Annotated in this window: 19 protein-coding genes and 1 pseudogene; 14 read left to right on the top strand and 6 right to left on the bottom strand. The window is 73.0% G+C overall.

Going from position 1 to position 24616, the window contains the following annotated elements:
- Positions 1-13 precede the first annotated feature (13 nt).
- Complete coding sequence (locus tag ACIQGV_RS23065; protein WP_402496945.1) at positions 14-1033, bottom strand: hypothetical protein; 1020 nt, start codon at positions 1031-1033, stop codon at positions 14-16.
- Between the two features lie 138 nt (positions 1034-1171).
- Between ACIQGV_RS23065 and ACIQGV_RS23060 the strand changes: the two are divergent.
- Positions 1172-1873 (top strand): annotated as a pseudogene (locus ACIQGV_RS23060) (transposase); the annotation flags it as partial.
- A gap of 445 nt (positions 1874-2318) precedes the next feature.
- On the opposite strand, the gene ACIQGV_RS23055 reads toward ACIQGV_RS23060, so the two are convergent.
- Positions 2319-2837 carry a bifunctional DNA primase/polymerase gene (locus ACIQGV_RS23055; RefSeq protein ID WP_402496944.1) on the bottom strand — a complete coding sequence of 173 codons (519 nt, stop codon included), beginning with the start codon at positions 2835-2837 and terminating at the stop codon, positions 2319-2321.
- An 836-nt stretch (positions 2838-3673) separates the two neighbouring features.
- On the opposite strand from ACIQGV_RS23055, the gene ACIQGV_RS23050 reads away from it, so the two are divergent.
- Both ACIQGV_RS23050 and ACIQGV_RS23045 read left to right on the top strand, forming a co-directional pair.
- Complete coding sequence (locus ACIQGV_RS23050; RefSeq protein WP_402496943.1) at positions 3674-7966, top strand: discoidin domain-containing protein; 4293 nt, start codon at positions 3674-3676, stop codon at positions 7964-7966.
- A 177-nt stretch (positions 7967-8143) separates the two neighbouring features.
- The gene (locus ACIQGV_RS23045; protein WP_402497130.1) at positions 8144-9691 is read left to right on the top strand and encodes an MFS transporter; all 1548 of its coding nucleotides are present in this window, start codon (positions 8144-8146) and stop codon (positions 9689-9691) included.
- A 21-nt stretch (positions 9692-9712) separates the two neighbouring features.
- Here the strand turns inward: ACIQGV_RS23045 and ACIQGV_RS23040 are convergent, their stop codons facing one another.
- From ACIQGV_RS23040 to ACIQGV_RS23030, 3 genes are all read right to left on the bottom strand, one after another.
- Positions 9713-11920, bottom strand: a complete 2208-nt coding sequence (locus ACIQGV_RS23040; protein WP_402496942.1) for an FUSC family protein — start codon at positions 11918-11920, stop codon at positions 9713-9715.
- 63 nt (positions 11921-11983) lie between these two features.
- On the bottom strand, positions 11984-12160 hold the full coding sequence (locus ACIQGV_RS23035) for a hypothetical protein (RefSeq protein ID WP_402496941.1): 177 nt from the start codon (positions 12158-12160) through the stop codon (positions 11984-11986).
- A 76-nt stretch (positions 12161-12236) separates the two neighbouring features.
- Positions 12237-13079 (bottom strand): hypothetical protein, encoded by an 843-nt coding sequence (locus ACIQGV_RS23030; RefSeq protein WP_402496940.1) that lies wholly within the window; start codon positions 13077-13079, stop codon positions 12237-12239.
- 166 nt (positions 13080-13245) lie between these two features.
- Between ACIQGV_RS23030 and ACIQGV_RS23025 the strand changes: the two genes are divergently transcribed.
- The 11 genes from ACIQGV_RS23025 (at position 13246) to ACIQGV_RS22975 (ending at position 23291) form a co-directional block, all read left to right on the top strand.
- Positions 13246-13686: an OsmC family protein gene (locus ACIQGV_RS23025; protein WP_402496939.1), complete on the top strand. Its 441-nt coding sequence runs from the start codon at positions 13246-13248 to the stop codon at positions 13684-13686.
- Between the two features lie 861 nt (positions 13687-14547).
- Entirely contained in the window at positions 14548-16209 is a 1662-nt protein-coding gene (locus ACIQGV_RS23020) for an FAD-dependent oxidoreductase (RefSeq protein ID WP_402496938.1), read from the top strand.
- Positions 16210-16372: 163 nt separating this feature from the next.
- Positions 16373-17005: a hypothetical protein gene (locus tag ACIQGV_RS23015; RefSeq protein WP_402496937.1), complete on the top strand. Its 633-nt coding sequence runs from the start codon at positions 16373-16375 to the stop codon at positions 17003-17005.
- 115 nt (positions 17006-17120) lie between these two features.
- Positions 17121-17843: a class F sortase gene (locus ACIQGV_RS23010; protein ID WP_402496936.1), complete on the top strand. Its 723-nt coding sequence runs from the start codon at positions 17121-17123 to the stop codon at positions 17841-17843.
- A gap of 145 nt (positions 17844-17988) precedes the next feature.
- Positions 17989-19146: a SchA/CurD-like domain-containing protein gene (locus tag ACIQGV_RS23005; RefSeq protein ID WP_402496935.1), complete on the top strand. Its 1158-nt coding sequence runs from the start codon at positions 17989-17991 to the stop codon at positions 19144-19146.
- 141 nt (positions 19147-19287) lie between these two features.
- Positions 19288-19677, top strand: coding sequence for a cupin domain-containing protein (locus tag ACIQGV_RS23000; RefSeq protein ID WP_402497128.1), 390 nt, complete (start codon positions 19288-19290; stop codon positions 19675-19677).
- The gene (locus ACIQGV_RS22995) at positions 19674-20942 is read left to right on the top strand and encodes a beta-ketoacyl-[acyl-carrier-protein] synthase family protein (RefSeq protein ID WP_402496934.1); all 1269 of its coding nucleotides are present in this window, start codon (positions 19674-19676) and stop codon (positions 20940-20942) included. The genes ACIQGV_RS23000 and ACIQGV_RS22995 overlap by 4 nt, the downstream gene beginning before the upstream one ends.
- Positions 20939-22201 (top strand): ketosynthase chain-length factor, encoded by a 1263-nt coding sequence (locus ACIQGV_RS22990; protein WP_402496933.1) that lies wholly within the window; start codon positions 20939-20941, stop codon positions 22199-22201. The genes ACIQGV_RS22995 and ACIQGV_RS22990 overlap by 4 nt, the downstream gene beginning before the upstream one ends.
- On the top strand, positions 22198-22455 hold the full coding sequence (locus tag ACIQGV_RS22985) for an acyl carrier protein (protein WP_402496932.1): 258 nt from the start codon (positions 22198-22200) through the stop codon (positions 22453-22455). The genes ACIQGV_RS22990 and ACIQGV_RS22985 overlap by 4 nt, the downstream gene beginning before the upstream one ends.
- Before the next feature lies 1 nt (position 22456).
- Entirely contained in the window at positions 22457-22936 is a 480-nt protein-coding gene (locus ACIQGV_RS22980) for an SRPBCC family protein (RefSeq protein ID WP_402496931.1), read from the top strand.
- A gap of 22 nt (positions 22937-22958) precedes the next feature.
- Positions 22959-23291, top strand: coding sequence for a TcmI family type II polyketide cyclase (locus ACIQGV_RS22975; protein WP_402496930.1), 333 nt, complete (start codon positions 22959-22961; stop codon positions 23289-23291).
- Positions 23292-23573: 282 nt separating this feature from the next.
- On the opposite strand, the gene ACIQGV_RS22970 is transcribed toward ACIQGV_RS22975, so the two are convergent.
- Positions 23574-24602 (bottom strand): methyltransferase, encoded by a 1029-nt coding sequence (locus ACIQGV_RS22970; RefSeq protein ID WP_402496929.1) that lies wholly within the window; start codon positions 24600-24602, stop codon positions 23574-23576.
- Between the last annotated feature and the right edge of the window lie 14 nt (positions 24603-24616).

The raw sequence follows: 24616 nt of genomic DNA, 5'->3' as shown, positions 1-24616 counted from the left end.
GTCGTCCTCCCCCTCACGCCCGGCCGCTGCCGCCGGACCGGCGGTCGGCCGGCTCGTCGGCGAACCGTGTGGCCAGCAGCCCCGCCTCCCGCGCCTCGTCCAGCACCCGGTGCAGGTCCTGGAGCCGGGACCGGTCGGCGAGCCCCTCGATCTCGGCGACGGCCAGCTCGTCCCGCACCGTGTTCACCACCAGCTCGTGCATGTCCTCGCCAAGTTGCTCCAGCTCTCGTACGGCCTCCCACTCGCGGTACGCCGCGTCCGCCGCGCGGGTGTTCTCGGCGTACCGCTCCAGCGCCTCCACCCGCTCCTCCAGCGCGCTCGACGACAGCCGCAGCGCCTGCCGCTGAGTCCGCAGCACCTCCTCCACCCGCGAGCCGGAGGCGTCCCCGGCAGCGGTGCGCACCTTCCGCGCCAGCCGGGTCAGCTCGGCCAGGCGCTGGGCGATCTCGTACTGTTGGGCCGGCAGCGTCACGTCGTTGGCGATGTCGTCCAGCAGCCCGTCCCGGTCGACCTGCGACTGGAGTACCGCCGTCACGGCGGCCTGGGCGCGCTCCATCCGGCGCAGCGGCGAGTGGCCCAGCAGCTCGCGCAGGGAGTCGTCGCCGAAGTCCTCGGCCAGGTAGTAGCGGCCGTGGCGCAGCCGGGCCACCCGCTGCCGCTCGTCGGTCCCGCAGCCGAGGACGACGATCAGCAGCCAGGCCAGCAGGTGCACGCCCACGACGGTCAGGATGAACGCCTCGAACCCGAACTGGACCCCGACCCAGATCAGCCCCGCCTGCGCCGCGAGCCCGACGGCCAGGCCGGGCCACACGCCGATCAGCGCCCACAGGATCGTCACCGGCAGCAGCGCGCACACCGCGGAGGCCCCCAGGGCCGTCCAGATGTCAGCCTTGGTACGGCCGCCCAGCCCCGGCTCCCCGGGCAGCGGCAGCGTGGCTGGGAAGAGTCCGTCGGCGGACTTCTCCAGCAGCGCGCGCTCCGCGTCCTCGAGGGCCGGATCCACCACCGGCCGCAGCGCAATGTCCTGCGCCATTCAGCAACACCCCCCACAGGTTGGGGAGATCGTGACACACGCCGGAGGGGCTGCCCACGCCACCCCTGTTCCCGGCCGCCGACTGAGACGGCGCGAACCCGAAGACGAACTGTCTTCCACCCTTGCCCTGATGCCGCTGAGGCCGACGGGGTGCTCGTGCCGGCTCACTCCGAGAAGCAGGACGCCACCGCGACCTGGAAGAAGACCTTCGGACACCATCCTCTGACGGCCTTCGTCGACCACGGAAGCGGCGGGAGCGGGGAGCCGGTGGCCGCCCTGCCCAGGCCGGGCAACGCGGGCAGCAACACCGCCACCGACCACATCACCACCACCCAACTCGCCCTGGCCCGGATGCCGAAGAAGCACCGGCGCGGACGCCGGACCCTGATCCGCACCGACTCCGCAGGCGGAACCCACGAGTTCGTCGCCTGGCTCGCCCAGCGCGGCCGGTGGCTGTCGTACCCGGTCGGCATGACCATCACCGAGCAGATCCACCAGGCCGTCCTCAAGGTTCCCGCCACGGCCCGGACGGCAGCGATCGAGCCCGGCGGCGAGATCCGCGACGGCTCCTGGGCCGCCGAACTGTCCGGCGACTGCCTGAAGGGCCGGCCGAAGAGAATGCGGCTGATCGTCCGCAGGGAACGGCCCCACCCCGGTGTCCAGCTGCGGATCGCCGACGCCGATGGACTGCGGCCGACCTGCTTCGCCACCGACACCACCGTCATGCCGATCGCTGCACCGGAGCCACGACACCGCCGGCGGGCGCGGGCCGAGGACCGCATCCGGGCCGCGCGGACCACCGGCCTGCGCAACCTCCCCCTGCACGACACCGCGCAGAACCCGAACAGCCGAAACGGCCCGCCGAAAGAACCGACGGACCGTCACGAAAGATCGAGGCCAGTGCGACAAGATCATGGCCCCGAACGGGGGACCGGCTTTCCCCCGTTGCGGGGCATGGGCCGCCGCAGGCGTACCGCAGGTGCGGGCCGGAGCGTTGGCAGCGTCATGGACTGCACAGTCATCACGGGCTGCCTCGTCCTGGCGGGCGAGTGCCGACGGGAGAGGTACGGCGGGCCCGACCGGCGGGCTCCGGAGCATCCCCCTCTCTACGCCGCCCTGGTCAGGGAGTGGCAGGCGAGAGGCAGGACGGTTCCCGGCGTGCACGACGCCCTGTGGAACGCCCTCGTCAGGCCCGCCACGGTCGCCGGCAAGTCGCCTCCGCCCGCGGTCGCCGACCGGCCCGGCGGCCACGTCTGACAGCCGCCTCCGGCAGCCGCGCCGGACGTCAGTCGGCCCGGACGCCGTCGCGCGCCGCGGCGGGGGTGGGGCTGCCGCAGGTGGGGCAGCGCCGCTCCGCCTCGGCCTGGGCGGCGAGGAACGCGAGCCCGTGCTGGAGGGCCAGTTCGACGGCGGCCGGTCCGAACAGTGTGCCGAGACCGTCGGGCGGGACCAGCCAGCGCAGCCGTCCCCCAGCCTGGTACGGGGCCGGTGCGGCGACCCAGGCGCCCCGGCCCAGGTACCGGACGTCCCGGCCGATCCAGCGCCCTCCCGGGTCGGGCGGAAGGAAGAAGCCCACCCGCCGCGAGCTCGTGTCCGTGAGCACCGGCCCCGGCGGCCGGGACATGCGCAGCAGGGTGTCCAGCGTCGGCGTGCCCAGGTTCTCGGGCACGCTCAGCACGTCCCAGAACCGTCCGCAGGCCAGCATCGCGACGCCTGCCTCGGACCGCCACTGCCGCTTGCACTCCCGCGGGTCGCAGGCGGCGGCCGCCAGCCACTCCATGGCCTGCCGGGCGGGTTCTCGCATGGTTCACCTCCGGTGTCCGTCGGCCCTGGAACAGGGCGCACTTCCCCCTCGCCGCCGGGACCGCCGAACACGGGAGGTTCATGGTGGTGGATGTTTCTACTGATCGGAAGGGGTGGCGAACCGTGGCGAATGCTGCCGAAATGTTCCTTCTGAAGATTGAGGCCCCCGAGCGCCCCGAATCGGCCGGGCGGCCGTGATCCCGGACGCGTGCCGGCGCCGGTTCGGGCGGGTCTGGCACGCCGCCCGCCGCCGGGTGCGGACCGCGCTGCGACGGCACCCGCTGCGCCGGGACCCGCTCGCCTCCCTGGTGGAGACGGCGCGGAGCCTCGACTACGGGTCGGGGAGCCTGCCGAAGCCTCCCGGCGGCCTGCCGAAGCCTCGCGGTGATGCGGACGGTCCGCCCGGCGGTGAGGGCGGCGCTTCCCGCCCGCGCGGCGCCGGTTCCTGACGGCTCTTCAGGGTGTCGTGGTTCCTGGCGGTCCCTCACTGTGCAGCGGTCCCTGACGGTCCGCGCGGCGCCGGTCCCTGGCGGTCCGCGCGGCGCCGGTCCCTGACGGGCCCTCATGGCTCGCACGTCCTGTCCGGGCAGTGGCCCAGGGCTGCCCGGCCGTGCCCGCGCGGCTGCCGGAGGGGTGTCCGGGCGGGCTCCGGGGCCTGCCGCGGCACGCGGAATTCGCAAGTCATGCCGTCAGATCCGTAGACGCTTCGACAATCGTCTGGAACTCTCTGATCGTTCAACGCAAAATCCGAATGGCTGAGCGCCATTTGTGGACGAGCCCACCGAGCCGCGTCTCGCGCCCCGCCCCACGGGGCGCGAGCCCGAAAAGCGAGGACCGATGAGTAGCCGCACATGGAGATCACGGGCCCTGAGCGCCGTGATCGCGACAAGCCTGCTAGCGCTGGGAGGTCCGCTGATGGCCGCCCGCGCGGCGGGCGGACCCAACATCGCGCTGGGCGACGCCGCTTCGGCGAGCAGCGCGCAGTCCGGATACGGCGCCGTCAACATCACCGACGGCAGCCAGGGGTCGTACTGGGAGAGCGCCGGTTCGAGCCTGCCCCAGTGGGTGCAGACCGACCTCGGCAGGACCGAGCGGATCGACGAGATCGTGCTCAAGCTGCCGGCGGGCTGGGAGAGCCGCACCCAGACCCTCTCCGTCCAGGGCAGCGCCGACGGCACCAGCTTCAGCACGCTGAAGAACTCCGCCGCCTACACCTTCAGCCCCGGATCCGCGAACACCGTCACCGTCGCGTTCCCGGCGACCCTGACCCGCTACGTCCGCGTCCATGTCACCGCCAACACCGGCTGGCAGGCGGCCCAGTTGTCCGAGCTGGAGGTCCACGCCGCCGGTGACTCCTCCGTGAACCTCGCGGCCGGCCGCACCCTGACCGCCAGCAGCCACACCGAGGTGTACTCCGCCCCCAACGCCAACGACGGCAACCGGGCCAGCTACTGGGAGAGCGCCAACAACGCCCTCCCGCAGTGGCTCCAGGCCGACCTGGGCGCCTCCGTCGGCGTCAACCGCGTCGTGCTGAAGCTGCCGGCCGGCTGGGGCGCCCGCAGCCAGACCCTGAAGATCCAGGGCAGCACCGACGGAACCTCCTTCACCGACCTGTCGGCCTCCCAGGCATACGCGTTCAACGCCGCGAACGACAACACCGCGACGATCACCTTCGACTCCACCACGACGCGCCACCTCCGCGTCCTGGTCACGGCGAACACCGTCCAGCCCGCGGCCCAGATATCCGAACTCGAGGTCTACGGCCCGGCGACAGGCGACACCCAGGCCCCGACCGCGCCCGCGAACCTGGCCCACACCGAGCCCGGCACCGGCCAGATCCGCCTCACCTGGACCGCCGCGAGCGACAACACCGGCGTCACCGCGTACGACATCTACGCCAACGGGGACCTGCTCACCAGCGTCGCCGGCGACGTCACCACGTTCACCGACAACCGCCCGGCGAGCCAGACCGTGTCGTACCGCGTGCGGGCCAGGGACGCGGCCGGCAACCAGTCGGGCGACAGCAACACCGTCACCCGCGTGGGCGACGCGGGCGACACCCAGGCACCGACCGCGCCCGCCAATCTCGGCTACACGGAGCCCGGTTCGGGCCAGATCCGGCTGACCTGGACGGCCTCGACCGACAACGTCGGCGTCAGCGGATACGACATCTACGCCAACAACGTCCTGCGCGACAGCGTCGCCGGGAACGTCACCACCTTCACCGACACCCAGCCCGCGACCAGCACCGTCACCTACCGCGTGCGGGCCAGGGACGCGGCCGGCAACCAGTCGGGCGACAGCAACACCGTGACCCGCAACGGCACCGGCGGCAACGGCTCCGACCTCGCCGTCGGCAAGCCCGTCGAGGCGTCCTCCACGGTGCACACCTTCGTCGCGGCGAACGCCAACGACAACAACACCGCGACCTACTGGGAGGGCGCGGGCGGCAGCTACCCCCAGACCCTCACCGTCAAGCTGGGCGCCAACGCCGACCTGGAGCGGCTGGTCCTGAAACTCAACCCGGACCAGGCGTGGCAGGCACGTTCCCAGACCGTCGAGGTCCTCGGCCGGGAGCAGAACGCGACCGCCTTCACCAGCCTGGTGGCGGCCAGGAGCTACGACTTCAGCCCGTCGAGCGGCAACACCGTCACCGTCCCGGTCACCGCCCGGGTCGCCGACGTCCGGCTGCGTTTCACCGCCAACTCCGGCGCCCCGGCGGGCCAGCTCGCGGAGTTCCAGGTCGTCGGTGTCGCCGCACCCAACCCCGACCTCGTCGTCACCGGCCTGACCACCTCGCCCGCCTCCCCGGTCGAGTCGGACGACATCACCGTGTCGGCGACCGTCCGCAACGACGGCCCCGCCGCGGCCCCGGCGAGCAAGGTGGCGCTGCGTCTGGGCGGCACCAAGGTCGCCACCGCACAGGTCGGCGCCCTCGCGCCCGGCGCCCAGACCACGGTCACCGCCTCCCTCGGGGCCCGCGAGGCCGGTTCGTACGAACTCGGCGCGGTCGCCGACGAGGCGAACGAGGTCGTCGAGCAGAACGAGACCAACAACACCTACACCCGGCCCACCGCCCTGGTGGTCCGCCCCGTCCAGAGCGCCGACCTGGTGGCCGCCTCGGTGACCACCTCGCCCTCCAGCCCGGCCGCGGGTGACAGCGTCACCTTCCGGGTCGCGGTGAAGAACCAGGGCAACCAGCCGAGCGCCGCCGGCGCCCACGCCGTCACGCTCGCCCTCGTCGACGACCGCGGCACCACGGTCAGGACCCTCACCGGCACCCACAACGGCGTCGTCGCCGCCGGTGACACCGCCACCGTGAGCCTCGGCCCGTGGACCGCCGTCAACGGTTCCTACACCGTGCGCACGGTCATCGCCGACGACACCAACGAACTGCCGGTCAAGCGGCAGAACAACACCTCCACGCAGCCGCTGTTCGTCGGCCGCGGCGCCAACATGCCCTACGACATGTACGAGGCGGAGGACGGCACCGTCGGCGGCGGCGCGAGCGTCGTCGGCCCGAGCCGCGCCATCGGCACGATCGACGGCGAGGCGTCCGGCCGCAAGGCGGTCAACCTCGACGCGACCGGCGAGTACGTGGAGTTCACCACCCGTGCCGCCACCAACACCCTGGTCACCCGCTTCTCCGTCCCGGACGCCCCGGGCGGCGGCGGCATCGACTCCACCATCAACGTCTACGTCGACGGGGTCTTCAAGAGGGCCCTGCCGCTGACCTCGAAGTACGCCTGGCTCTACGGCGCCGAGGCGTCACCGGGCAACTCCCCGGGCGCGGGCGCCCCGCGGCACATCTACGACGAGGCGCACCTGCTGCTCGGCGAGACCGTCCCCGCGGGCAGCCGGATCCGGCTCCAGAAGGACGCCGCCAACACGGCCGCGCACTACGCGATCGACTTCGTCAACCTGGAGCGGGTCGCGCCGGTCGCCAACCCCGACCCGGCGACGTACGTCACGCCGGCCGGATTCACCCACCAGGACGTGCAGAACGCGCTCGACCGGGTCCGCATGGACACCACCGGCACGCTCGTCGGCGTCTACCTGCCCCCGGGCGACTACCAGACGTCCAGCAAGTTCCAGGTCTACGGCAAGCCGGTGCGGGTCGTCGGCGCGGGCCCCTGGTACACGCAGTTCCACGCCCCGTCCACGCAGGACAACACCGATGTCGGCTTCCGCGCGGAGGCGACGGCGAAGGGCTCGCTGTTCAAGGGCTTCGCCTACTTCGGCAACTACACCTCGCGCATCGACGGCCCGGGCAAGGTGTTCGACTTCTCCAACGTGTCGGACATCGTCATCGACGACATCTGGAACGAGCACATGGTGTGCCTGTACTGGGGCGCCAACACCGACCGGATGACCATCAAGAACTCCCGGATCCGCAACCTGTTCGCCGACGGCATCAACATGACCAACGGCTCCACGGACAACCTCGTGTCCAACAACGACGCCCGGGCCACCGGTGACGACAGCTTCGCGCTGTTCTCGGCGATCGACGCGGGCGGCGCGGACATGAAGAACAACGTCTACGAGAACCTGACCACGACCCTGACCTGGCGCGCGGCGGGCGTGGCCGTCTACGGCGGCTACAGCAACACGTTCCGCAACATCCACATCGCGGACACGCTCGTCTACTCCGGCATCACCATCTCCTCGCTGGACTTCGGCTACCCGATGAACGGCTTCGGGACCGAGCCGACGACCTTCGAGAACATCTCCATCGTCCGCGCGGGCGGCCACTTCTGGGGCAACCAGACCTTCCCCGGCATCTGGCTGTTCTCCGCCTCGAAGGTCTTCCAGGGCATCCGCGTCAACCACGTTGACATCGTCGACCCGACCTACCACGGCATCATGTTCCAGACGAAGTACACCGGCAGCCAGCCGGAGAACCCCGTCAAGGACACGATCCTGTCGGACATCTCCATCACCGGCGCCAAGAAGAGCGGTGACGCCTACGACGCCAAGTCCGGCATCGGCATCTGGGCGAACGAGATGCCCGAACCCGGGCAGGGCCCGGCCGTCGGCGAGGCGACGATCAACTGCCTGCGCACGAACGGCAACGACGAGAACATCCGCAACACCACGAGCACGTTCAAGCTCACCGTCAACCCCTGCTGAGCCCGGCCCCCTGAACAGCACGACCGGCGCCCGCCGCACCCCGCGGCGGGCGCCGCCGCTGCTGCGGGCCCGCCCGGACGGGCGCAGACTGGGAGGGTGAGTGACACACACCTCGGGCGTGGTGACACCACGCCCGCGCCCCGGTCGGCGCATCAGCAGACGCTGGCACTCGCGGCCATGATGTTCGCGGTCGCGATGACGTTCATCGACCAGACCATCGTCTCCATCGCCGCCCCGGACATCGTCCGGGAACTGAACCTGTCGGCGTCCGGCATGCAGTGGGTGATCAACGCCTATCTGCTCGCCCTGGCCGCCTTCTTCGCCGTCGGCGGCCGCCTCGCGGACCTCTACGGCCCGCGCCGGATCGTCGTCGTCGGCACCCTCGTGTTCGTCGTCTCCTCGGTGATGTGCGGCTGTGTCCCCGAGGGGGACGCCGCACAGGGCTGGCTCATCGGCTTCCGGGCCGTCCAGGGCCTCGGAGCGGCCCTGCTCTTCCCCGCCGCGCTCGCGGTGGTCGTCGCGGTGTTCCCGGCCGAGCGGCGAGGCCGCGCCCTCGCCCTGTTCTTCGGGCTGTCCGGCGCGCTGACCGCCGTCGGACCACTCCTGGGCGGCTGGCTGACCGCGGCGTGGACGTGGCGCGCGGTGTTCTGGGTCAACGTGCCCGTGGCCGTGGTGGCGCTCGCGCTGACCGCGATGGCGCACATCACCGACCGCAGACGGGCCGGCACCCTCGACGTCGTCGGCGCCGCCCTGATGGCCGTCGGCATGGGCCTGAGCGTCCTCGGCTTCCAGCAGGCGTACACCTGGGGCTGGGACAGCCCCGCCACCTGGCTCTGCGTCGCGGGCGGCCTCGCGGTCCTCGCCTTCTTCGTCCGCTACGAGCGGGGTGTCCGCCATCCCCTGATCGACCTGCGGGTCTTCCGGGACAGGGCGTTCACCGTGGACGCCGCGGTGCTGTTCTTCGCCATGCTCGCCTTCGTCCCGCTGTTCTTCTTCGCGTCCGTGTACGCCCAGGTGTCCCTCAGCGCCTCGCCCAACCAGGCCGCGCTGTTCCTGCTGTACGTCTTCGCGGGCTTCGCCATCGCCTCGCAGTGGGGCGGCCGGATCCTCGACAGACAGGGCGCGCGTCCGGCGCTGAAGACCGGTGCCGTCGTGGGCTGTGTCGGGTTCGCCCTGTGGGCGGGCAAGCTGACCGACCTGTCCATGCACGACCAGTGGCCCTACGCCGCCCTGGCCGGCGCGGGCATCGGCTTCATCCTGGCCCCCGCCTCCACGGACGCCGTGAACCGTGCCATCGGGCCCTCCTACGGAGAGGTCACGGGCATCACCCAGACCGTGCGCAACTACGCCGCGAGCGTCGGCATGGCCGTCTTCGGCACCGTCCTCACCCATGTCACACGCTCGAACGTGACGAGCACCCTGGAGTCGCAGGGCATGTCCGCCGAGCAGGCCCGGGACACGGCCCACAGCGTCAGCGGGGCCATCACGGGCAGCGGCGACGCCAGCCCGCCCACGGGCACCGGGCCCGCCGCCGACCGGATGCGGGAGATCGTCAGCGCGGTGCGCATGGACTTCGCCGAGGCGAACCAGTGGGTGTTCTACGGCATGGCCATCGCCCTGGGCATCGCCTTCCTCGTCGCCCTGCGCCACCCGGGCGGCACCGCGGTCACCTCCGCGGCCTCCACCGGGGCACAGCAGGAGCGCACCTCCGCGAAGAGCGGCTGACCGTCACCACGGCCGCCCGCCTCAGGCGGGCCTGCGGGAGGCGCTCCCGCCGGGGCCGGTGCCGGCGTCCGGTCCGGCCCCGGGCGCGGCCCCGCCACGGGAGATCCGCGTCAGATCGGCCGCCAGGGACTCCAGCCACTCGGCCACGGCGTAGTACCGCCGCGGCGCTCCCACCGGCTCGGCGCCGGACTCGGTGGACACCGGATCGATCCGCGGGACGGGCGTGGACGGTGTGTCCCCGCCGGGGTCCAGGGCCGCGGAGACCAGCAGCATCCGCCCGGCCATGCGCTCGCCGAGCGCGTCCACCGCCCGGGCCGCCGTGGCGGGCAGCACGGTGACGGGCGGAGCCAGCAGCCGCTCGGAGCCCCACAGCGTGTGGTGGCCGGCGATGAGCGTCGCCTGCCAGTCCACCGACGCCGGGACACCGCGCCGGGCGCCCGCGAAGGGTGCGGGCTCGCTCTGGAACTGCGCGTAGGCCGACTCGGCGAGGACGACCGCGTGATGCAGCGACCGGTGCCCGGGCGCGGCCGACGGCACGATCGTGGCGGCGCCTCCCGCCACCGACGAGGTCGTCGCCACGACGACCTCCGCGGCCGTGCGCAGGAGTTCGGCGGCCGCGCGGCGCATCTCGTCATGGGCCCCGCGCGGCCACGCCAGCAGCCCGAACACCGCGCCGATCGTGCTGCCGATCAGCACGTCGAGCATGCGCACCTCCGCCAGCTGCCAGGTGGACGGCGCCAGCTGCGCGAACACCAGGGCCACCAGCACGGTGAACAGCCCCTGGGCCCAGCCGACCCCCCGCACCGGCCCGACGGTGAAGGCGAACAGCATCCACAGGGGCAGCAGCACGGCGTAGACGTCCGTGTCGGTGCCCACCAGGGTCAGTGTCCCGGCGGTCAGCAGCGCCCCGGCCAGCGTGCCCGTGAGCGCGAGCCGGATGGTGTGCCGGGTCGCCTCCAGGGTGGTTCTGGTGAGGCTGAGCGTGGCCAGCATGGCCCAGAAGCCGTGCGGCAGGGTGTCGAGCCCCGCGACGAGCCGCGCGGCCGTGAGAGCCAGCGCGATCCGCACCGCGTTCTGGAAGAACACCGAGCGGCGTCCCGCGTGCCCGCGCAGCCGGTGCCACAGCAGCACCGGGGCCGGGACGGTGGCGTACCAGAAGCGCTCCGGCACCACCTCCACCTCGGCGTGCCGTCCGCGTACGGCACGGTCGGCCGCCGCCCCCGTCGCCAGCGCGGCATCCGCGATCTCCAGCACGGCCGCGTGCCCGCGCAGCACCGCAGGCGAGAACCCGGGCGCGTGCGCCGGCCCCGCGGCGGACGTCCCCGCGGACAGGGCCGACAGCGCGGCACGCGCCGAGGACAGCTTCCCGTACGGCCCCACGGGCGAGGGCCCTTCGCGCAGACATTCCGCCGTCGCCGTGGCGAGGTCCGCCACCGCACGCAGCACGGCGGCCACCTCCCGTTCCGGCCGGCGGGGAGGGGCGGGCAGCTGTGCCAGACGGTTCAGGAGCGTACGGACGGCGAGACCGGTGTGCGCGAGGGCCCGGTCCCGCACCCCGGGGCCCGCCGGACGCTCCGCCTCGGGCACCATCAGCGACCGCAGCCCCCGGCCGGTCTCCTCCGCCGCACCACGGTCCGCGGCGCCGAGGACGTACGGCGGCACGGCCAGGGCCCGCGCGCAGTGCGCCGCGGTGCGTGCGGCGCGGGCGGTCCGCTCCCGGTACGGGATCGGGGCGGGCTCGGGGAAGACCAGCGCCTCGGCGGCGATCAGCAGCACCAGCCCGGTCGTCGTACCGAGCAGCCGGTCGCCGAGCGAGCCGGGGTCGTACGGCGGGAACGACGGCAGGATGTACAGCAGCTGCAGCCCCGGCGCGACCCCCGCCGGGCGCGGGCCGCCCACGGCGGCGAAGGCCAGCGCGAAGCCGACCACCAGCATGCCGACGACGGCGCTCCAGGTGCGCACCGAGAGGTAGGTGCCGACGACCACGAGCACCCAGCAGACCGGCAGCACCCGCAGCATGACCGCGGCGCGCTCCCGTCCGGTCCCGGGGATCCGGGACAGCCCGCCGAGGGACACCGCGCCGAACAGGGCGTAGGTGGCCGCGACGGGGCTGTCGAGTCCGTAGCGGAAGAGGTAGAAGCCGATCGCGGCGGCGAGGGCCACGCGCACGGCCCGGCGGCCGGAAGCGGCGTAGGCCGCCGGGAACCACCCGGCTGGGACACCCCTCACCCCTTCAGGATCACCCACACCACGGACCCGCGCTCCTCGGGCGGGTCCGTGGCCGGCCTCGCGTCAGCGCCTGCGGCGCCTCGCCGGCAGGCCGCCGCCGACGCCCGCCACGTGCAGGGCCAGCAGGGCCAGCCCCAGCAGCATGACGTTGGTCGAGGTGAAGACGTCGTTGGTCGAGATCTCGGCGGCGTTGATGAGAAAAGCGATGAAAAGAAGAACCCCCGCGACGATCGCCAGCACGATGTGCCTCCTCCGGTTCGAACGGCTGTCTGCAGGCCGTATGCCCCGGGCGGAGCGGCGGACACGGGGGTGGATCTCAGTCCCCCGTGGGGGAGGCCGCGGGGGAACGGCCCGCCAGGACGTCGTTCAGCCGGTCGGTGCCCTGCTCCAGGGCCGTCTCCATGGAGTCCTCCTCGCCGCCGTCCAGGCCGCCGGCGATGACGGTGACGGCGTTGTCGCCGACCCGCACGACACCGACGTTCAGGGTGAGGGTGGCGGGGTTCCCTCCGCTCTCGCCCTCGACCGTCACCTGGAGCGCCTCGTGGGCGTCGCCCTTGTCGGGCAGGTCCGTCTCGATGACCTCCACGACCCGGTCGCCCCCGCCGGAGCCGGTCACCGTGAACCGGTCGCACTTGTCCGGCAGCGACCCCAGCCACTTCATCGAGGAGTCCAGGCTGCTCCTGCCGTACGAGGCGACCTGGTAGTACAGCCGCGAGTCGTCCATCTCGAAGCCGGTCACCGCGGACGCGCCGGAGGGCTTGCCGAGCAGGTTCTCGTCGTAGAGGCCGTCGAGCAGTTTCTGGCAGTCGGCGGCGTCCGACTTCCCGCTGATGAAATCGTCGACGTCGACCGAGCCGATCAGCATGCTGTCGTGCCAGTCCTGGGCGTCCTTCACCTGCGTCCAGTCGTCCTCGATGTCCGCCTCGGTGATCAGCGCCGTCTCCGCGCCCTTCTGGGTGAGGACGGCGGGGGCCGTGGTGGTGGCGCGGGCGGCCGGTGCGGCGGCCCGTGACGTGCCCGCGCTCGCGCCCGGCGAGGCGCCGGTGTCGGAGGCGCCGGTGTCGTCGTCGCCGTCCGAGCAGGCCCCGGTGGCCAGAAGGGCGCCCAGCGCCAGGGCGGCGGCGACGGCACGGGCGGGTCGGGACGGGCGACGCGTCATGGCAGGGTCCTCCTGTACGCACACGGACGATGTCTCCACCGCACCACCGGCCAGGACCCGCCACCAGCGCTCACGCCCGGACGGGTGAGCGGGCGGCCGGGCCGCAGAGCCGCCGCGGTCATCCGCCCGGCGGACGGGCGGACCCGCAGGGAGTTACGGTCTCGGCATGACCGACGACACCCTGCGCTCCGTCACCGTGGAGCGCACCAGCACCGGCCGCTTCCTCGCGACGAACGCGCGCGGCGGAACCCTCTCCTTCGGCAGCGTCTCCGACCCCGACACGGACACCGGGTTCACCCCGGTCGAGCTGCTGCTCGCCGCGCTCGCCGGCTGCACGGCGGTGGACGTGGACGTCGCCACCAGCCGTCACGCCGAGCCGGACCGGTTCACCGTGGAGGTGAGCGGCCACAAGATCAGCGACGAGCTCGGCAACCGGCTCACCGATCTCCGGGTCACCTTCTCGGTGTCCTTCCCGGACGGTGAGGGAGCCGACCGCGCCCGGGCGATCCTGCCGAGAGCGGTCAGGACCTCGCACGACAAGCTCTGCACGGTCAGCCGGACCGTCGAGACCGGCACCCCCGTCACCGCGACGGTCGAGGAGGCATGACACCCGGCCCCGGAGAACGAGGGGACGACCGGTTCCTCCTCGCGGATCGACGCGCTGATCGCCGACTCCGCCGGCCCCGGACGGCACGCCGCCCTCCGGTCCGGTGCGCCGGGCCGGCCGATCGCCGGCCGTACGGACTCCCGGGCGCGGCGGGAGCGCCAGGACGGTCCGGGCCCGGACTTCCGGCGGACGGGCGGACGGGGCCGGCGGGCGGACCCGGTCCGGGCGGGAACCGTGAGCACGTCGGCGTCGGCGGGGCCGCCCCGGCCCAGGAGCAGTGGTGTGCCGAGGCCCTCGGCGGGTGCGGACCGAAGGAGCGCGCGGAGGGCTGCCCCCCGGTGACGGCCGGCCCCGGGGGCAACGAGTTCCGCGTCGTCCCCGGGGGCCCTTCGGGGCCGGCGGCGAGGGGCGTGCCGACTGCCTGCGCCGGCCGCCCGGAGCGGGGAGGGCTCCGTCACGGCCGCGCCCGCCCGGGTGCGCCGGGTTCGCCTCCGGGGCCGCACATCTGACGGAGCGGCGGAGGAGCGGGCTCCTGACGCCGGACGGCGGCCCGGTCACCGCGCCGCCGTCCGCGGCGTCCCGTCCGGCCGCCCGCGGTGATGCTCTGCCCGCCAACACCGGCCCCCGCAGGGGCACTTCGTCTCCGAGAACCGTGCGGGAGGGGCCCGGGCGCGAGGATCCGGCCAGGAGTCCTCGGGGGTTCCGCGGGGGGCGGGCCGGCCGTGACCGCCGTGCCGCCGACACGGCGAATCCAGCGGGTTAAGCGGGTGAAGCCGCAGGCGGCGACGCCCTCGCGGGGCATGGATGTGGTCCGGCCGGACCCGGCCGCCCATCCGTCACATGACCCGCTGGAGGCGAGTGATGAGCACAACATCCGATCGAACCGACCATACAGTGCATCGAGTCCCGGTACTCATCGTGGGCGGTTCCCTGGTCGGTCTGTCGACCTCGCTGTTCCTGGGCCGCCTGGGAGTGCGTCACACCCTGGTGGAGCGGCACGCCGCCACCTCCATCCACCCCCGCGGCCGCGGCAACAACGTCCGGACGATGGAGCTGTTCCGGACGGCAGGCGTCGAGCAGGGCATCCGCGAAGCCGCCGCCACCCTCGCCGACAACCACGGCATCCTGCAGACGCCCACCCTCGTCGGCGACGCCGGCGAGTGGCTGTTCCGGGAGATCGACCCGGGCGGCGGGCTGGCCCGCTTCAGCCCGAGCTCCTGGTGCCTGTGCAGCCAGAACGACCTCGAACCGGTCCTGCTCGACCACGCCGCGGGGCTCGGCGGCGACCTGCGCTACGCCACCGAACTGATGTCGTTCGACACCGACCCCGACGGCGTCACCGCGATCGTCAAGAGCCGGGAGACCGGCGAGCACACCACCATCCGCGCGGACTACCTGGTCGCGGCCGACGGCCCCCGCAGCCCCGTGCGCGAGCAGCTCGGCATCGGGCAGAGCGGACCCGGCGACCTGTTCCACAACATCAGCATCACCTTCCGCTCCCGCCGGCTCGCCGACGTGGTCGGGGACCGCCGCTTCATCGTCTGCTACCTGACCGGCGAGGAGGCAGACGGCGCGCTGCTGCCCGTGGACAACCGGGAGAACTGGGTGTTCCACGCCCCCTGGCACCCCGAACACGGTGAAACGGTCGAGGAGTTCACCGACGAGCGGTGCATCACCCACATCCGACGGGCGATCGGCGACCCGGACCTCGACATCGAGATCACGGGCAGGGCGTCCTGGCACGCCGCCCAGCGTGTCGCCACGAGCTACTCCTCCGGGCGGGTGTTCCTGGCCGGGGACTCGGCCCACGAGATGTCGCCCACCGGGGCCTTCGGTTCCAACACGGGCATCCAGGACGCCCACAACCTCGCCTGGAAGCTGGCCGCCGTGCTCGGCGGCTGGGCCGGTGAGGGACTGCTGGACAGCTACGACGCCGAGCGCCGCCCGGTGGCGGAGGCGACCAGCGCCCGCGCGGCCGCACGCTCGGTCGAGCACAGCCACCCCGGTTTCGCCCCGCCCCCCGGCGCCGGGGGAGGAGGCGGCCCCCAGCGCGGCATCCTCAACGTGGCCCTCGGCTACCGCTATCCGCAGGGCGCCGTCGCGGGAGCCGACCCCGCGACCCCAATCGTCCCGGACGGGCTGGACCTGAGCGGCCAACCCGGAAGCAGGGCACCGCACTTGTGGCTGCGGCAGAAGGGGGAGCGGATCTCCTCCCTCGACCTCTACGAGCGGTCCCTCGTCCTCCTCAGCGACGCGGGCGACCCGGGCGGCTGGCACGCCGGAGCCGTGCGTCTCGCCGAGGAGATGTCCGTACCGCTGGCGTCCTACCGCGTCGGCACCGGGCCGGACGCCGAGCTGACGCCCGAGGAGGGCACGGACTGGGCCGAGCGCCACGGCGTCGGCGCCGGTGGAGCGGTGCTCGTGCGTCCCGACGGGTTCGTCGCCTGGCGCTCCCCGGGACCGGTCCCTGACGCCGTGTCGGAACTGCGCCGCGCCCTGACCGAGGTGCTGTCCGGAGCCTGACGGTCTGACGGCCCGACAGGAGATTTCCGACGGGCCGTCACCCGGCTGAGCGTCCCGAGTGGCGGCCGCCGCGATCTCGGCTGACGGTGGATCACGTCGGGGCGGGATCCACCTCGGCTGATACAGCGTCAGCCGACCCCGCCCCCGGCAGAAGGGTTGTCAGATGCGTTCTGCACGCACGCTGCTCGTCACCGCGGCGGCCTCCGCCGTTCTCGCGCTCGGCGCCCCCGGTGCCTACGCGGTCGGCAGCGACCACGAGGACTCCGGGTGGAGCAAGGAGCACAGCAAGGAGCAGGAGGCCGGCACGGAGACGGCCAAGGAGGCCGGCAAGGAGCACGGCAAGGAGGGCTGGGGCCACGGCAAGGAGGACTGGGACCACCCGCGCGGCGGCATGCACACCGGCGGCGGCGCCCTCACCGCGGTGAAGCCCGCCCAGGACGGCCGTGAGGAGTCGTCCGGCAGCGCCAAGCAGGAAGGCGGCTGGAGCGGCAAGCAGGAGGAGAGCAGCAAGCAGGAGGAGTCCGGCGGCTGGAGCGGCAAGCAGGAGGAGAGCAGCAAGCAGGAGGAGTCCGGCGGCTGGAGCGGCAAGCAGGAGGAGTCCGGCGGCTGGAGCGGGAAGAAGGAGGAGGAAGGCGGCTGGAGCGGCAAGCACGAGAAGCCGAGCGGCGGCATCCACACCGGCGGCGGCGGTCTGGCCGACCCGTCGGTGACCGCGGGCGGCCTGGCCGTCGTCGCGCTCGCCGGTGCCGGTCTGTACACCGTGCGCCGTAGGAAGACAGCCGGAAGCGTGGCCTGATCATGCCCGCCGCGATAGCCGCTGGGGCCGCCACGCCTCCTCCGCGTGGCGGCCCGGCCGCTTTTCGCCGGTGCCCGTCCCCTCCGCTGCCGTGTCCAGGTGAGGTGGTACCCCGATGGCAGCTCGACCCGTTTCCCACGCCGACGGCGACTCGGCCGAGGCGAAGCCGGGATCCCGCGCCGGCCTGCTGGTGATGTCCGCCGTGGGCCTCACCGTGCTGGCCATGACGCTGATCGGCGGCAACGACGGGCCGACCGGCAGTGCCGGCCCGCCGTCCCTGCCGCTGCCCCCGGTCGCCGTGTCGGTGGCCCCTCCCGCCCCGGTGGTGCCGTCCTCCCCGCAGGCCGTGCCGTCCGCGCCCGCGCTGAAGCCGACGGGCAGGCATCTGCCCCGTTCCCGGCCCGTGCGCCTGCGCATCCCGAGGATCTCGGTCGACGCCCCCTTCACCGACCTGGCCATCGGCCCCACCGGACAGCTCCAGCCCCCGCCCGCCGCCGACACCAACCTCGTCGGCTGGCACGCCAAGGGCGCCTCGCCGGGCGAGACGGGCACCTCGATCATCGCCGGACACGTCGACACGAAGACGTCCGCCGCCGTGTTCGTCAACCTGGGCCAGCTTCGCAAGGGCAACGTCTTCTATGTGGACCGGGCCGACGGCCGCCGGGCGACCTTCGTGGTCGACAGCGTGGAGACCTTCGACAAGGCCCGCTTCCCCGACGAGCGCGTCTACGCCGACACCGGACGGGCGCAGGTCCGGCTGATCACCTGTGCGGGTGACTACGACCGCAAGGCGAAGGACTACACCGACAACCTGGTGGTATTCGCCCATCTCAGGTGAGTCCGTCCCCCGCCTGCCACACACTCTCACCCTCGCAGTGCACACAAGTCGCGCTCTTTCGGGGCCGGGCACAGGATCGAGGAACGCCGTCGTCGGAACTCCGCGGCGGCGTTCGCCTCTGCCCTCCCCGAAGGAGAAGTACCGGATGACCACTACGTCCGAACGTGTTGCGGATTCCCGGACGCGACAGGTGTCGCAGCGGATCTCCCAGTCGGTGTTCGACGGATCCCGGCTGCGTGTCGTGCTTCTGGTCGACGTCCACGACGGAGCCCAGCAGCAGTTCCTGGAGGCGTACGAGCAGCTGTGCAACCAGGTCGCCTCCGTCCCCGGACATGTCAGCGACCAGCTCTGCCAGTCCATCGAGAACCCCTCCCAGTGGCTCATCACCAGCGAATGGGAGAGCGCCCCGCCGTTCCTCACCTGGGTCAACAGCGAGGAACACGTGCGGATGGTGCAGCCGCTGCACAGCTGCGTCCGCGACACCAGGTCGCTGCGCTTCCACGTCGTCCGCGAGACCGGCGGACCCGCGGTGGAGGCCGACGCCGGCAGCCGCCGCCTCCAGACCGCGCCCAGGATCGGCGACGGCGTGATCCGTCACGCGCTCACCTTCACGGTCAAGCCCGGCAGCGAGCAGACCGTCGCCGGCATCCTCGCCGACTACGCGTCACCCGAACCGAAGGTCGACGACACCACGGCGCTGATCCGCACCTCCCTGTTCATGCACGGCAACCGGGTCGTACGGGCCATCGAGGTGCGGGGCGACCTGCTCGCCGCACTGCGCCACGTCGCCCGGCAGCCGGAGGTGCGCGCCGTCGAGGAGGCCATCAACCCGTACCTGGAACAGGACCGGGACCTCAACGACGGCGACTCCGCACGGGTCTTCTTCACCCGGGCGGCCCTGCCGGCCGTGCACCATGTGACGGCCGGCCAGGAGAGTCCGGTCACCGAGCGGCACGCGCTGTACTACCCCGCCCGGGACGGCCGCGGCATGCGTCTGGCGGAACTGCTGGCCGAGCAGGACGCGGCGGCCGCGGACGACACCGGAAACCCCGTGCTGCGCAGCACGATCTTCCAGCGCGACGACGTCGTCGTACGGCTGGTCGACCTGCGCGGCGGATCCGACGCCGACCCCGCCTCGGTGCTCGGCCTCGGCGACCGTGCCCGGACGGCCGAGCTGCCGGAGCTCATCGACACCGCCGCGCTCGGCGCGGACGCGTCCGTGCTGCGGGAAGGCGCCTCGGCCCGCCTCCTCACGCTCGCCCGTATGGACCTCATCACCGACCGCCGCGCGCCCGGCGTCTGACGCGCCGACGCCGGAGCCCCGGCGACCGCCCCCTGTAGTTGCCGTACACCATCGGAGGACGTCGTGACCCAATCCACCATCCGGCCCGTCGATCTCAGCGAGATCGAGCCCAACACCCGGCGCGGCGGTGACCTGCGCGCCATGCTCACCCCCGCCACGGTCGGTTCCACCAGCGGTTTCATGGGCGTGGCCATCGTGCAGCCCGGCGACCGCATCGGAGAGCACTACCACCCGTACTCCGAGGAGTTCGTCTACGTCGTGTGCGGGGAACTGGAGGTGGACCTGGACGGCGAGCCCCACCCGCTGCGGCCCGAGCAGGCCCTGCTGATCCCCGCCCACATGCGGCACCGCTTCCGCAACGTGGGGAACGTGGAGGCCCGCCTGGTCTTCCACCTGGGTCCGCTCGCCCCCAGCCCGCCGCTCGGCCACGTCGACACCGAGGACGAGTCCGCCGTCCCGGTCCTCGCCGGAGAGGGCGTCGGCGCGGGAGTGGCCCACCTCGCGCCCGGCCGACGAGAAGTGCGGTCATGACCAGGCGCGTCGCGGTCACCGGCATAGGCGTCGTCGCCCCGGGCGGCATCGGTGTACCGGCGTTCTGGCAGCTCCTCGCGGACGGGCGCACGGCGACGCGGGGCATCACCTTCTTCGACCCGGCCGGACTGCGGTCGCGGATCGCCGCCGAGTGCGACTTCGACCCGGGCGCCCATGGCCTCGGGCCGGAGGAGACCGAGCGGTGCGACCGGTACATCCAGTTCGCTCTGGTGGCCGGCGAGGAAGCGGTCCGTGACTCCGGCCTCGACCTCGCCCGGGAGAACCCGTGGCGGGTAGCCGTCAGCCTGGGCACCGCGGTCGGCGGCACCACCCGGCTGGAGCACGACTACGTCCTGGTGAGCCGTCGAGGGCAGCGCTGGGACGTGGACCACCGGCAGGCGGACCCGCATCTGCACCGCGCGTTCACCCCGAGCACGCTGGCCGCCACGGTGGCCGAGCGGTTCGAGGCGCGCGGGCCGGTGCAGACCGTCTCCACCGGCTGCACCTCCGGCCTCGACGCCGTGGGGTACGCCTTCCACACGATCGAGGAGGGCCGGGCCGACATCTGCATAGCGGGCGCGTCGGACTCCCCGATCTCCCCGATCACCATGGCCTGCTTCGACGCGATCAAGGCCACCTCCCCGAACAACGACGACCCCGCCCACGCCTCACGGCCCTTCGACGCCGACCGGAACGGGTTCGTCATGGGCGAGGGCGGCGCGGTGCTCGTCCTGGAGGAGCTCGAACACGCGCGGGCCCGCGGAGCGCACGTCTACTGCGAGCTCTCCGGGTACGCCACGTTCGGCAACGCCTACCACATGACGGGCCTGACCAGAGAGGGCCTGGAGATGGCCCGGGCCATCGAGCACGCCCTCGACCACGCCCGGATCGACCCCACCGCGATCGACTACGTCAACGCGCACGGGTCGGGCACCCAGCAGAACGACCGGCACGAGACCGCCGCGGTGAAGCGGGTGCTGGGCGAGCACGCCTACGCCACGCCGATGAGTTCCATCAAGTCCATGGTGGGCCACTCGCTCGGCGCGATCGGGTCGATCGAACTGGTCGCCTGTGTGCTGGCCCTGGCCCACCAGACGGTACCGCCCACCGCGAACTACGAGACCCCGGACCCGGAGTGCGACCTGGACTACGTCCCGAAGGTCGCCCGCGAGCGGAAGCTGAGCAGCGTGCTCTCCGTGGGCAGCGGGTTCGGCGGCTTCCAGTCCGCGGTGGTCCTGACCCGGCCGGAGGAGACGACACGATGAACGCAGCGCGCCCCCGGCGCGCGGCCGTCACCGGCATCGGTGTGGTCGCGCCCAACGGAACGAACACCGAGACGTTCTGGAAGTCCCTCAAGGAGGGCATCAGCGCCCTCGGCCCGGTCACCCGCGAGGGGTGCGAGCACCTGCCGCTGCGGGTGGCCGGGGAGGTCCCGGAGTTCGACGCGTCGGACGGGATCGAGGAGCGCTACCTCGTCCAGACCGACCGGTTCACCCACTTCGCGATGGCCGCCGCCGACCAGGCGCTGGACGACGCACGCCTCGGCCGCAGCGACAGCGAGGCCGACCCGTTCTCCGTCGGCGTGGTCACCGCGGCCGGCTCCGGCGGCGGCGAGTTCGGACAGCGCGAGCTCCAGCAGCTGTGGGGCAAGGGCAGCCGCTACGTCGGCCCCTACCAGTCCATCGCCTGGTTCTACGCCGCCAGCACCGGCCAGATCTCCATCCGCCGTGGCTTCAAGGGCCCCTGCGGTGTGGTCGCCTCCGACGAGGCCGGCGGCCTGGACGCCCTCGCCCATGCGGCACGGGCCGTCCTGCGCGGCACCGATGTGCTGGTGGCCGGGTCCACCGAGGCGCCGCTCGCGCCCTACTCGGTGGTCTGCCAGCTCGGCTACGACGAGCTGAGCACCGTCGGGGAACCCGACCGGGCCTACCGGCCCTTCACCGACGCCGCCTGCGGGTTCGTCCCCGCGGAGGGCGGCGCCATGCTCGTCGTCGAGGACGAGGCCGCGGCTCGCGAGCGCGGCGTGCCGGTCCGGGCGTACCTCGCCGGCCACGCGGCCACGTTCACCGGTGCCTCCCGCTGGGCGGACTCCCGCGAGGGACTCGCACAGGCGATCCGGGGCGCGCTGGACGAGGCGGGCTGCGCCCCCGAGGAGGTCGACGTGGTCTTCGCGGACGCCCTCGGGGTGCCCGAGGCGGACCGGGCCGAGGCACTGGCGATCGCCGACGCCCTCGGCCCGCACGGCAGGCGCGTGCCCGTCACGGCCCCCAAGACCGGGATCGGCCGCGGCTGGGGTGCCGCGCCCGTGCTGGACACCGCCGCGGCGGTCCTCGCGATGGAGGACGGCCTGATCCCGCCGACGCCCCATGTCTTCGACGTCTGCCACGACCTGGACCTCGTGACCGGCCGGGCGCGCGTGGCCGAGACGGGCACCGCCCTGGTCCTCAGCCGCGGACTCATGGGATCGAACTCGGCGCTGCTGCTGCGGCGCCGGTGGCACAGCAAGAAGGAGAGGAACGTATGAGTGACCGCATCACCCTGGAAGAGCTCGCCGAACTCATGAAGAAGGCGGCCGGGATCACCGTGCCCCCGGCGGAGCTCCAGGAGCGCATCGACTCCGGCTTCGACACCTTCGGCGTCGACTCGCTCGGCCTGCTCGGCATCGTCGGTGAACTGGAGAACCGCTACGGCTCGCCGATGCCCCCGGACGCGGAGCGCTCCAAGACGCCCCGCCAGTTCCTGGACCTGGTCAACAGCGCACTTCCGGCAGGAGCCTGACATGGCGGGACACACCCAGAACGAGATCACCATCGCCGCACCGGTCGACCTGGTGTGGGACATCACCAACGACCTGGAGAACTGGCCCCGGCTGTTCAGCGAGTACGCCTCCGTCGACATCCTCTCCCGGGAGGAGAACCGGACCACGTTCCGGCTGACCATGCACCCCGACGAGAACGGCACCGTCTGGAGCTGGGTCTCGGAACGGGAGACCGACCGCGCCGGCCTGTCCGTGAAGGCGCACCGGGTCGAGACCGGCCCCTTCGCCTACATGAACATCCGGTGGCAGTACGAGAAGACGCCGCAGGGCACGCGGATGGTGTGGACGCAGGACTTCGAGATGAAGCCCGACGCGCCGGTCGACGACGACTGGATGACGGACAACATCAACCGCAACTCCAAGGTGCAGATGGCCCTGATCCGCGACCGTGTCGAGAAGGCCGCCGCCGAACAGGGCGTCACGCCGGGCCTGACCGACTGAATCCGTGACGGAGGACAGCCCCATGCACCAGGCCCTGATCGTCGCCCGGATGGCCCCGGGCTCCGCCCAGGACATCGCGAAGATCTTCGACGAGTCCGACCGGGGGGAGCTGCCGCACCTCGTGGGCGTCTCCCGGCGCAGCCTCTTCCAGTTCGGTGATGTGTACCTGCACCTCATCGAGTCCGAGAGGGACCCGGGCCCCGCCATCGCCAAGGTGGCCGGGCACCCCGAGTTCCAGCTCGTCAGCGAGCGGCTCTCGGCGTACGTCAGCGCGTACGACCCCGAGACCTGGCGTTCCCCGAAGGACGCCATGGCGCAGCGCTTCTACCTGTGGGAGCGCCACCCGGCGGGCTGAGCACGCCCGACCCCACCGGGGGGCGGGGGGGCGGGGGGGGGGGGGGGGCGGCGCGGGGGGGGGGGGGGGGCGGGGCGGCGGGGGGGGGGGGGGGGGGGGGGGGGGGGGGGGGGGGGCGCCGGGGCGGCCCCCCCCCGCGCGGGGGGGGGCCGCGGCGGGGGCCGGGGGGGGGGGGGGGTTTTTGGGGCCGCCCCCCGGGGGGGGGGGGGCCCGCCCCCCCCCCCGGGGGGCGGGGCCCGCGGGGGGGGGGCCCCGGCGACCGGGGTGTGCGGGGCCGGCGGATCAGCCGGGGACGTGGCAGTCGAAGGCGTGCAGGTAGGGGTTGACCGGCTGGACGTCGTCGACGACGAGGCCCGCGGCGGTCAGCCGGTCCAGCATGCTCTGCGTGGTGTGCTTGGCACCGCCGACGTTGAGGAGCAGCAGCAGGTCCATCGCGGTGCTGAACCGCATCGACGGGGTGTCGTCGACGAGGTTCTCGATCGCCACGACCCGCGCCCCGGGCCCGCCGGCGGCGATGACGTTGGCCAGCGTCCTGGCCGTGCTGTCGTCGTCCCACTCCAGGATGTTCTTGATGACGTAGACGTCGGCCTGCACGGGGACGGCCGCGCGGACGTCACCGGGGACGACACGGACCCGGTCGGCGAGGTCGCCACCGTCCCGCAGCCGCGGCACGGCGTTCTCGACCACGCGCGGCAGGTCGAGGAGCGCGCCCCGCATCGTGGGGTACTTGTCCAGCAGGCTCGCCACCACGTGCCCCTGGCCGCCGCCGATGTCCGCGACCGAGGTGCTGCCCGTGAGGTCGAGGAGCGCCGCGACGTCCCGCGCCGACTGCTCGCTGGACCTGGTCATCGCCCGGTTGAAGACCGCGGCCGACTCGGGCACGTCCTCGTTGAGATAGGTGAAGAACTCCTTGCCGTACAGGTCCTCCACGACGTTGTCGCCGGTGCGCACCGCCTCGTCGAGCCGGGGCCAGGCGTCCCAGGTCCACGGTTCGGTGCACCACAGGGTGATGTCGCGCAGGCTGTTCGGGTCGTCCTCGCGCAGCAGCCGGGACATCTCGGTGTGGGCGATCCTCCCGTCCGGCTGCTCGGCGAAGACGCCGTGGCAGGACAGGGCCCGCAGCAGCCGGAGCAGCGGCCGGGGCTCGGTCTTCACCGCGGCGGCGAGGTCCTCCGGCGTCATGGGCTCCTCGCCGAGGGCGTCGGGGACACCGAGCCGGGCGCAGGCGCGCAGTGCGGCGGCGCACGCCGCGCCGAACACCAGCTCCCTGAGCCGCATGGGCGGTGGCGGGGCGCTCTGAACGGTTGTCATGTGCCGAGTTCCTT

This window comes from Streptomyces sp. NPDC093094, from assembly GCF_044754345.1.
Lineage (GTDB): Bacteria > Actinomycetota > Actinomycetes > Streptomycetales > Streptomycetaceae > Streptomyces.
The sequence above is the reverse complement of the archived record's forward strand: the minus strand, read 5'-3'. Positions and strand labels throughout refer to the sequence as shown.

Coding starts and splice junctions, on each gene's coding strand:
- ACIQGV_RS23065 (WP_402496945.1), bottom strand. CDS start 1,033: ATGGCGCAGGACATTGCGCTGCGGCCGGTGGTGGATCCGGCCCTCGAG.
- ACIQGV_RS23055 (WP_402496944.1), bottom strand. CDS start 2,837: ATGCGAGAACCCGCCCGGCAGGCCATGGAGTGGCTGGCGGCCGCCGCC.
- ACIQGV_RS23050 (WP_402496943.1), top strand. CDS start 3,674: ATGAGTAGCCGCACATGGAGATCACGGGCCCTGAGCGCCGTGATCGCG.
- ACIQGV_RS23045 (WP_402497130.1), top strand. CDS start 8,144: ATGATGTTCGCGGTCGCGATGACGTTCATCGACCAGACCATCGTCTCC.
- ACIQGV_RS23030 (WP_402496940.1), bottom strand. CDS start 13,079: ATGACGCGTCGCCCGTCCCGACCCGCCCGTGCCGTCGCCGCCGCCCTG.
- ACIQGV_RS23025 (WP_402496939.1), top strand. CDS start 13,246: ATGACCGACGACACCCTGCGCTCCGTCACCGTGGAGCGCACCAGCACC.
- ACIQGV_RS23020 (WP_402496938.1), top strand. CDS start 14,548: ATGAGCACAACATCCGATCGAACCGACCATACAGTGCATCGAGTCCCG.
- ACIQGV_RS23015 (WP_402496937.1), top strand. CDS start 16,373: ATGCGTTCTGCACGCACGCTGCTCGTCACCGCGGCGGCCTCCGCCGTT.
- ACIQGV_RS23010 (WP_402496936.1), top strand. CDS start 17,121: ATGGCAGCTCGACCCGTTTCCCACGCCGACGGCGACTCGGCCGAGGCG.
- ACIQGV_RS23005 (WP_402496935.1), top strand. CDS start 17,989: ATGACCACTACGTCCGAACGTGTTGCGGATTCCCGGACGCGACAGGTG.
- ACIQGV_RS23000 (WP_402497128.1), top strand. CDS start 19,288: ATGCTCACCCCCGCCACGGTCGGTTCCACCAGCGGTTTCATGGGCGTG.
- ACIQGV_RS22995 (WP_402496934.1), top strand. CDS start 19,674: ATGACCAGGCGCGTCGCGGTCACCGGCATAGGCGTCGTCGCCCCGGGC.
- ACIQGV_RS22990 (WP_402496933.1), top strand. CDS start 20,939: ATGAACGCAGCGCGCCCCCGGCGCGCGGCCGTCACCGGCATCGGTGTG.
- ACIQGV_RS22985 (WP_402496932.1), top strand. CDS start 22,198: ATGAGTGACCGCATCACCCTGGAAGAGCTCGCCGAACTCATGAAGAAG.
- ACIQGV_RS22980 (WP_402496931.1), top strand. CDS start 22,457: ATGGCGGGACACACCCAGAACGAGATCACCATCGCCGCACCGGTCGAC.
- ACIQGV_RS22975 (WP_402496930.1), top strand. CDS start 22,959: ATGCACCAGGCCCTGATCGTCGCCCGGATGGCCCCGGGCTCCGCCCAG.
- ACIQGV_RS22970 (WP_402496929.1), bottom strand. CDS start 24,602: ATGACAACCGTTCAGAGCGCCCCGCCACCGCCCATGCGGCTCAGGGAG.